General features: G+C 56.1%; 7 protein-coding genes and 1 pseudogene. 7 read left to right on the top strand and 1 reads right to left on the bottom strand.

Annotated features, from left to right (window positions below):
• The 6 genes and pseudogenes from CINSTRO3249_RS10785 to gntT all read left to right on the top strand — a co-directional run.
• Positions 1-238, top strand: a 238-nt coding sequence (locus CINSTRO3249_RS10785; protein WP_143146883.1) for an integrase core domain-containing protein, incomplete at its 5' end; no start/stop codon positions are given.
• Positions 239-287: 49 nt separating this feature from the next.
• Positions 288-470 (top strand): annotated as a pseudogene (locus CINSTRO3249_RS17665) (lysophospholipase); the annotation flags it as partial.
• Positions 471-516: 46 nt separating this feature from the next.
• The gene (yigL, locus tag CINSTRO3249_RS10780; protein ID WP_074013288.1) at positions 517-1,323 is read left to right on the top strand and encodes a sugar/pyridoxal phosphate phosphatase YigL; all 807 of its coding nucleotides are present in this window, start codon (positions 517-519) and stop codon (positions 1,321-1,323) included.
• A gap of 261 nt (positions 1,324-1,584) precedes the next feature.
• A complete protein-coding gene (locus tag CINSTRO3249_RS10775; protein WP_074013287.1) occupies positions 1,585-2,280 on the top strand; it encodes a pirin family protein in 696 nt (231 codons plus the stop codon).
• Between the two features lie 76 nt (positions 2,281-2,356).
• Positions 2,357-3,352 carry a gluconate operon transcriptional repressor GntR gene (gene gntR, locus CINSTRO3249_RS10770; RefSeq protein ID WP_074013289.1) on the top strand — a complete coding sequence of 332 codons (996 nt, stop codon included), beginning with the start codon at positions 2,357-2,359 and terminating at the stop codon, positions 3,350-3,352.
• Positions 3,353-3,641: 289 nt separating this feature from the next.
• Positions 3,642-4,958 (top strand): gluconate transporter, encoded by a 1,317-nt coding sequence (gntT, locus tag CINSTRO3249_RS10765; protein ID WP_074013286.1) that lies wholly within the window; start codon positions 3,642-3,644, stop codon positions 4,956-4,958.
• Between the two features lie 224 nt (positions 4,959-5,182).
• On the opposite strand, the gene CINSTRO3249_RS10760 is transcribed toward gntT, so the two are convergent.
• Positions 5,183-5,776: a YhgN family NAAT transporter gene (locus CINSTRO3249_RS10760; protein ID WP_074013285.1), complete on the bottom strand. Its 594-nt coding sequence runs from the start codon at positions 5,774-5,776 to the stop codon at positions 5,183-5,185.
• Positions 5,777-5,983: 207 nt separating this feature from the next.
• Between CINSTRO3249_RS10760 and asd the strand changes: the two genes are divergently transcribed.
• Positions 5,984-7,090 (top strand): aspartate-semialdehyde dehydrogenase, encoded by a 1,107-nt coding sequence (gene asd / locus CINSTRO3249_RS10755; RefSeq protein WP_074013284.1) that lies wholly within the window; start codon positions 5,984-5,986, stop codon positions 7,088-7,090.
• Positions 7,091-7,375: the final 285 nt, after the last annotated feature.

Raw genomic sequence — 7,375 nt, 5'->3', positions numbered from 1 at the left:
CGGCGACTCCTACGATAATGCGATGGCAGAGAGTATCAACGGGTTGTACAAAACGGAGGTTATCCACCGCGGGAGCTGGAAAAACCGGACGGAAGTGGAGTTGGCCACGCTGGACTGGGTGGACTGGGTGGACTGGTACAACAACAGAAGGCTGCTCGGGCGGCTGGGTTACATCCCTCCTACTGAAGCCGAAATGAACTATTACGCTTTGCAATTAGCATCAGAGGAAGCGGCGTAGTATTGCCAAAATTACTCTCTAATAAACTCGGGGTTATTCAGGAGAAGAAAAAATCGTCGACAACCGTAGCCATTGGGCGTTCTGTCAGGCCATGGCCCGGGCGGGTCATCCCTGTGAAGATAACCGCCCGATAACGATGACGGGCGCGCGTCACGAAATTTTATTCGAGACTGACCCGCTGCGCGCGCAGGCGCTCACGTTAATCGCTGATTTCTTTATGCGGCATCATTAATCTGCGGCGCTGTTTTCGCCGCATACACCAGAGGTTCTATCGCCCCATGTTCCATATTGTTGCGTCCGATCTAGATGGCACACTGCTCTCACCGGCCCACAGGCTTACCCCCTACACCAAACAAACCCTGCAGCTGCTGACCGCGCGCGGGATCCACTTCGTGTTCGCCACCGGCCGCCACCATGTGGACGTAGCGCAGATGCGCGCCAATCTGGAAATTGACGCCTACATGATCACCTCTAACGGCGCGCGGGTGCACAACACCGCCGGCGAGCTGATCTTCTCCCACAATCTGGATGAAGACATTGCGGCAGAGTTGTTTAGCGTAGTGCATCAGGACCCGAAAATCCTGACCAATGTCTTTCGCAATGATGAATGGTTTATGAACCGTAATCGCGCCGATCAGGAAGATTTTTTCCGCGAGTCCACCTTCAAGTATCAGGTGTATCAGCAAGGGGCGCTACCCACGGACGGTATTTGTAAAGTGTACTTCACCTGCGACGATCATCAGCGGCTGCTGGTCTTGGAAGAGGCGCTCAACGCCCGCTGGGGCGATCGGGTCAACGTCAGCTTTTCTTTGCCGGTCTGCCTGGAAGTTATGGCGGGCGGGGTTTCCAAAGGGCACGCACTGCGGCAGGTGGCCGGTTTGCTGGGCTATCAACTGCAGGATTGCATTTCCTTCGGCGACGGGATGAATGACCAGGAGATGCTGGCGATGGCCGGCAAAGGCTGCATCATGCAAAACGCCCAGCAGCGTCTTAAGGAGGCATTGCCGGCCCTGGAGATCATCGGCAGCAACGAGGACGACGCGGTTCCCCGTTACCTGCGGGCAATGTATCTGGGCGATCGCTAAAAAAGATCTTTACAAGTGCGAATGATAATGATTACTATTGTCGTGCTTACCGGCCATTGCGATACTGGTACGGGAGCACGACATTGCTCACATTGCTTCCAGTAATTTCAGCCAGCCTGTGCGCTGGCTTTTTTTTGTCTCCGGTTCGTCCCTTCAGGTAAATTTTTCATTCTAATTTTTTGAACTAAGCGATGATAATTTTCCGCTATTATTCTTTCAGGTCGCGTATAGACTGGAGGAAAATAGTGAGGAGAATTGAATATGAATACCCTGCGCGCCGCTAACGATCGCGGTTATGCCCACCACGGCTGGCTGACCAGCTGGCATAGTTTTTCCTTCGCCGATTACTATCACCCGGATTTTATGGGTTTTTCCGCGTTGCGGGTGATAAACGAAGACACCATCGCTCCCGGACAGGGTTTTGGCACGCACCCGCATAAGGATATGGAAATGCTGACCTATGTGCGCTCCGGCACGGTCGCACATCGGGACAGTATGGGCAATCAGGCGCAGATTCACGCCGGTGAGTTTCAAATCATGAGCGCCGGCACCGGGATACGGCACTCTGAATACAATGCCCGCGACGATGCGCCTTTGCACCTCTATCAGATCTGGATAACGCCGGCGCAAACCGGCCTGCCGCCGCGCTACGAACAACGCCGCTTTGCGGCGCCCGAAGGCCGCCAGTGGGTGCTGTCGCCTGACGGTCGTGACGGCTCGCTGCGGGTGTTCCAGGATATGACCCTGACCCGCTGGGCGCTCCCCCGCGGGCGGTCGGACTCGCTGCCCATCGCCCCCGGCCGTCGGATGTGGCTACAGGTCATCGCCGGTGCGCTGACGGTGAATGATGTCAAATTGACAACCGGCGATGCGCTCGCGGTGGTGGATGAAAGCCGGGTTACACTGGCGGCACACGAGGACAGCGAAGTGCTGCTGTTTGACCTGCCCCCGGTTTGACCGGGATAAAAATACTCGGCTGCGGTTTTTTTTGTTAAACTTGGCTGAATCGTCGGCGGAGGTTAACAAGTTAATAATGAAGAAAAAAAGGCCGGGACTGCAGGATGTCGCCGATCAGGTTGGGGTAACCAAAATGACGGTGAGTCGCTATCTGCGCGATCCGGATCGGGTCTCCCAGGCGCTGCAGGCAAAGATCGCCGCGGCGCTTGATAGACTGGGTTATATCCCAAACCGGGCGCCGGATATCCTCTCCAACGCCACCAGCCGCGCGATCGGCGTGTTGCTGCCTTCGCTGACCAATCAGGTGTTCGCCGAAGTCCTGCGCGGCATCGAGCAGGTCACCGATGCCAACGGCTATCAGACCATGCTGGCGCACTACGGTTACTCGCCGGAGCTGGAAGAGCTGCGGCTGACCTCGCTACTGTCTTATAACATTGACGGCCTTATCCTGTCCGAGCGCCATCATACCCCCCGTACGCTGAAAATGATCGAAGTAGCCGGTATCCCGGTGGTGGAGATTATGGATTGCGTTTCTCCCTGTCTGGATATGGCGGTGGGGTTTGATAATTTCGAGGCGGCACGGCAAATGACCCGGCTTATCGTCGAGCGGGGACATCGTCAGGTCGTGTATTTTGGCGCCCGCCAGGATGAGCGTACCTTGATAAAACAGCAAGGTTATGAGCAAGCCATGCGCGACGCCGGCCTGCCCGCCTTTAGCGTCATGATGGCGGACTCCTCCAACTATTCCGCCGGCGTGGAATTGCTGCGCCAGGCGCAACGGGAGTATCCCGGTATCAACGGCATCATCAGCACCAATGACGACTTGGCCATAGGCGCATTGTTTGAATGCCAGCGTCAGGGAATAGCCGTGCCCGACAAGATGGCGATAGCCGGTTTTCACGGTCACGACTTCTCCCGCGTGGTTCATCCGCGCTTGGCCAGCGTACTCACCCCCCGTGAGGACATGGGGCGCCTGAGCGCCGACTGCCTGCTGGCCCGCCTGCGTGGCGAACCGCGGGTCGACGGGCAAATTGACGTCGGTTTCACGTTGCTGGCCGGGGAAAGTATTTAATCCGCATTAAGTAACAGGCGACTTCCCGCGCTAACCTTCGCTTAACCAGGTATGCCCGTTTTGTGCATTAACCTAGCCAAACGGGCAATGCCGCTGAAGCTTCACCCTAACCAGAATATGATCCCGCTCCCAAAACGCTAATATAGTTCGCCCGTCCATTCCTTAGCGTGCAATGTTACCGGCATCATGATGCAGGTAACATCATATCGTAAGATATGATTTGAAGACTATCACCGATTGACCGGCGTGCGATCTACCGGTTCGGACAAATATCCATTGGGGAATTATCATGCCACTTATTATTGTTGCCATTGGGGTAGCACTTCTGTTGCTCCTGATGATCCGATTTAAATTGAACGGTTTCATCGCGTTAATCTTGGTTGCGCTGGCGGTCGGGGTCTTGCAGGGCATGCCGGTCAACAAAGTCATCGGGTCGATCAAAAACGGCGTTGGCGGCACGCTCGGCAGCCTGGCGCTGATTATGGGTTTCGGCGCCATGTTGGGAAAACTGCTGGCGGATTGCGGTGGCGCTCAACGTATTGCCACCACGCTTATCGACAAATTTGGTGAGCGCTATATTCAATGGGCAGTGGTATTAACGGGGTTTACCGTCGGTTTCGCGCTGTTTTACGAAATTGGTTTTGTGCTGATGCTGCCGCTGGTGTTCAGTATCGCCGCTAACGCGCGCATTTCGCTGCTGTACGTGGGCGTGCCGATGGCCGCCGCGCTGTCGGTAACGCACGGCTTCCTGCCGCCGCATCCGGGCCCTACAGCCATTGCCGCCATCTTCCACGCGGATATGGGCAGAACGCTGTTGTACGGCACCATTCTCGCTATCCCGACGGTGATTCTGGCCGGACCGGTGTATTCACGTTTCCTGCGCCATATTGACAAGCCGGTGCCGGAAGGTTTGTACAATCCGAAAAAATTTACCGAGCAGGAGATGCCGAGTTTTGCCGTCAGCGTCTGGACTTCGCTGGTGCCGGTAGTATTAATGGCGCTGCGTGCCGTTACCGAAATGGTGCTGCCGGCGGGCAATCCCGTCTTGGCTTACACCGAGTTTTTCGGCGATCCGATCATGGCCACGTTTATCGCCGTGCTGATTGCTATTTTCACGTTCGGCCTTAATCGCGGCCGCTCTATGGATGAGGTGATGAATACCATTACCGATTCCATAAAAATTATCGCCATGATGCTGCTGATCATCGGCGGTGGCGGGGCGTTCAAACAGGTTCTGGTGGACAGCGGCGTGGATAAATATATCGCCTCGCTGATGGAAGGCAGCACCATTTCACCGCTGTTGCTCGCCTGGACCATTGCCGCTACGCTGCGTATTGCGCTGGGTTCGGCGACGGTCGCCGCGATTACCGCCGGCGGTATCGCCGCACCGCTTATCGCCACCACCGGCGTCAGTCCCGAGCTGATGGTCATCGCCGTCGGCTCCGGCAGCGTGATATTTTCTCACGTTAATGACCCCGGTTTCTGGCTGTTCAAGGAGTATTTCAACCTGACCATCGGCGAAACCATCCGTTCCTGGTCGGTGCTGGAAACCATCATCGCGGTCAGCGGCCTGGTGGGCTGTCTGCTGCTGAATATGGTGATTTAAGCTTTAGCGAATAGCACGTGGTAGCACGTGCGGTCCGGCGTGGCAATGTGCCTGCCGGGCCTTTTTTTTGACCTCGTCCGCCTGCCGGTTCCGCCGCCCGGTAACGCTTGCGCCCGGTCAATTAAGCGGCGCTGACGTTTCCCCATCAGGCGCGCAGATAGGCGCGGACGTGGTCCAAAAACATTCGGGTCGAGATCATCACCATCAATAAACCCATCAAGCGCTCAAGCGCGCAGATAGGCGCGGACGCCGTCTAAAAACATCTGGGTCGAGATCATCACCAGCAATAACCCCATCAACCGCTCAAGCGCGCTGACGCCTTTATTGCCCAACAAGCGTAAAAAGACGTTGGACAGCATCAGGATGACCACCGACAGGCCCCAGGCAATCAGCAGCGCCAGCACTAAATGATTGATTTGTAGCGGGTATTTATGCGACAGCAGCATTAGTGCTGCAAGGATAGACGGTCCGGCGACCAGCGGAATCGCCCGCGGCACCAAAAACGGCTCCTCTCCCGCCGGCAGGCCGGAGCTATTGCCCTCCTGCGACGGAAAGATCATTTTGATGGCGATTAAGAATAAGATAATGCCGCCGGAGATCGACACCGTTTCGGTGCGCAGGCTGAGGAACGACAGGATATGCTCGCCGGCGAACAAAAAAATCAGCATCAGCAGTAGCGCTATCAGCATTTCCCGGATGACGATAATACGCCGCCGCTTCGGCTCCAAATGTTTGAGCACCGACATGAAAATGGGCAAGTTGCCCAAAGGATCCATAATTAAAAATAACAAAACGGTAGCCGATATCATTTCGCTCATTATCACCTCGACGTCTTTAGCGCCGGCGTCCCGGCAACGACAGGGGAAGAGTATAAGCGCCGTTGCTGAAAAAGGGCTTAAAATCGAATAATTTCACTTGCGGCATTTCAGCCACATTTTGTAAGGTGGACACAGTGTTTCCTGCTGAGGCTTCGCAGTAAGAGCACGCGGAATAGTTTGTCACCCCCTACGGCAGGACAGTTAAACATGAAAAACGTTGGTTTTATCGGCTGGCGCGGTATGGTCGGTTCAGTGCTGATGCAGCGCATGACCGAAGAGCGCGATTTTGACGCCATCCGCCCGGTATTTTTTTCCACCTTTCAGCATGGCCAGCCGGCACCGGCGGTAAACGGCCAGCAGGGTGTGCTGCAAGATGCGCGGGATTTGGCGGCGCTCAGCGCGCTGGACATTATTGTCACCTGTCAAGGCGGCGATTATACCAACGAAATCTACCCCCAGCTGCGTGAAATCGGCTGGCAGGGCTACTGGATTGATGCGGCGTCGTCCCTGCGTATGCGCGATGACGCGATCATCATCCTGGATCCCGTCAATCAGGCCGTCATCCAGCAAGGACTGGAGCGCGGCATCAAAACCTTTGTCGGCGGTAATTGCACCGTGAGTTTGATGCTGATGTCGCTGGGCGGTTTGTTTGCCCAAGATTTGGTGGAATGGGCCTCGGTGGCCACCTATCAGGCGGCATCCGGCGGCGGCGCGCGCCATATGCGCGAGCTTTTGGTACAAATGGGGCAATTGCACGGCGCGGTAGCCAAGCCGCTACAGGATCCGGCTTCGGCCATTTTGGATATCGAACGTCGGGTTACCGAATTGACCCGCAGCGAAACCCTGCCGACGGATAATTTTGGCGTGCCGCTGGCCGGAAGTCTGATCCCCTGGATCGACAAGCAGCTGGAAAACGGCCAGAGCCGCGAAGAGTGGAAAGGTCAGGCGGAAACCAACAAGATCCTTAATACCCGCCAGCCGATACCGGTGGACGGGCTGTGCGTGCGTATAGGCGCTCTGCGCTGCCATAGCCAGGCGTTTACGCTGAAGCTGAAGAAGGATGTGCCGCTGGCGGAAATCGAACAACTGCTCGCGACCCATAATGATTGGGTGACCGTGGTGCCCAACGATCGTGAATTGTCGATGCGGGAGCTGACGCCGGCAGCGGTGACCGGCACGCTGAAAACCCCGGTCGGCCGGCTGCGGAAATTGAATATGGGCCCGGAGTATCTTTCAGCCTTTACCGTTGGCGACCAGCTATTGTGGGGCGCTGCCGAGCCTCTGCGCCGTATGCTGCGCCAGTTGGCGCATTAATCGACCTCTCGCCGCCTGCCGCGGGATGGCGGGGTTTTTCGCTGTCACGATAGTAGCGTGATTCGAGCCGCCACCTGCGGCGTAAACCTCCCGCCGCGTAACGGCGGGCTTTTTGCTGCCGATGAGCGCGATCATTCCCTTAATGCTTTCACTCTGCCCTTATATCTTGATCATTGACTTTCAAAGGTTAATGATCCCCAACTGATCATTGGGATGTTACCGGTGAGTTTGTACTCTGCCTTAAGCTTACAGCTTGTACGTCAGATTAAACCCTGGTGACATATT

Source organism: Candidatus Sodalis sp. SoCistrobi (assembly GCF_900143145.1).
GTDB lineage: Bacteria > Pseudomonadota > Gammaproteobacteria > Enterobacterales > Enterobacteriaceae > SoCistrobi.
This window is presented reverse-complemented; position numbering and strand designations above follow the sequence as displayed.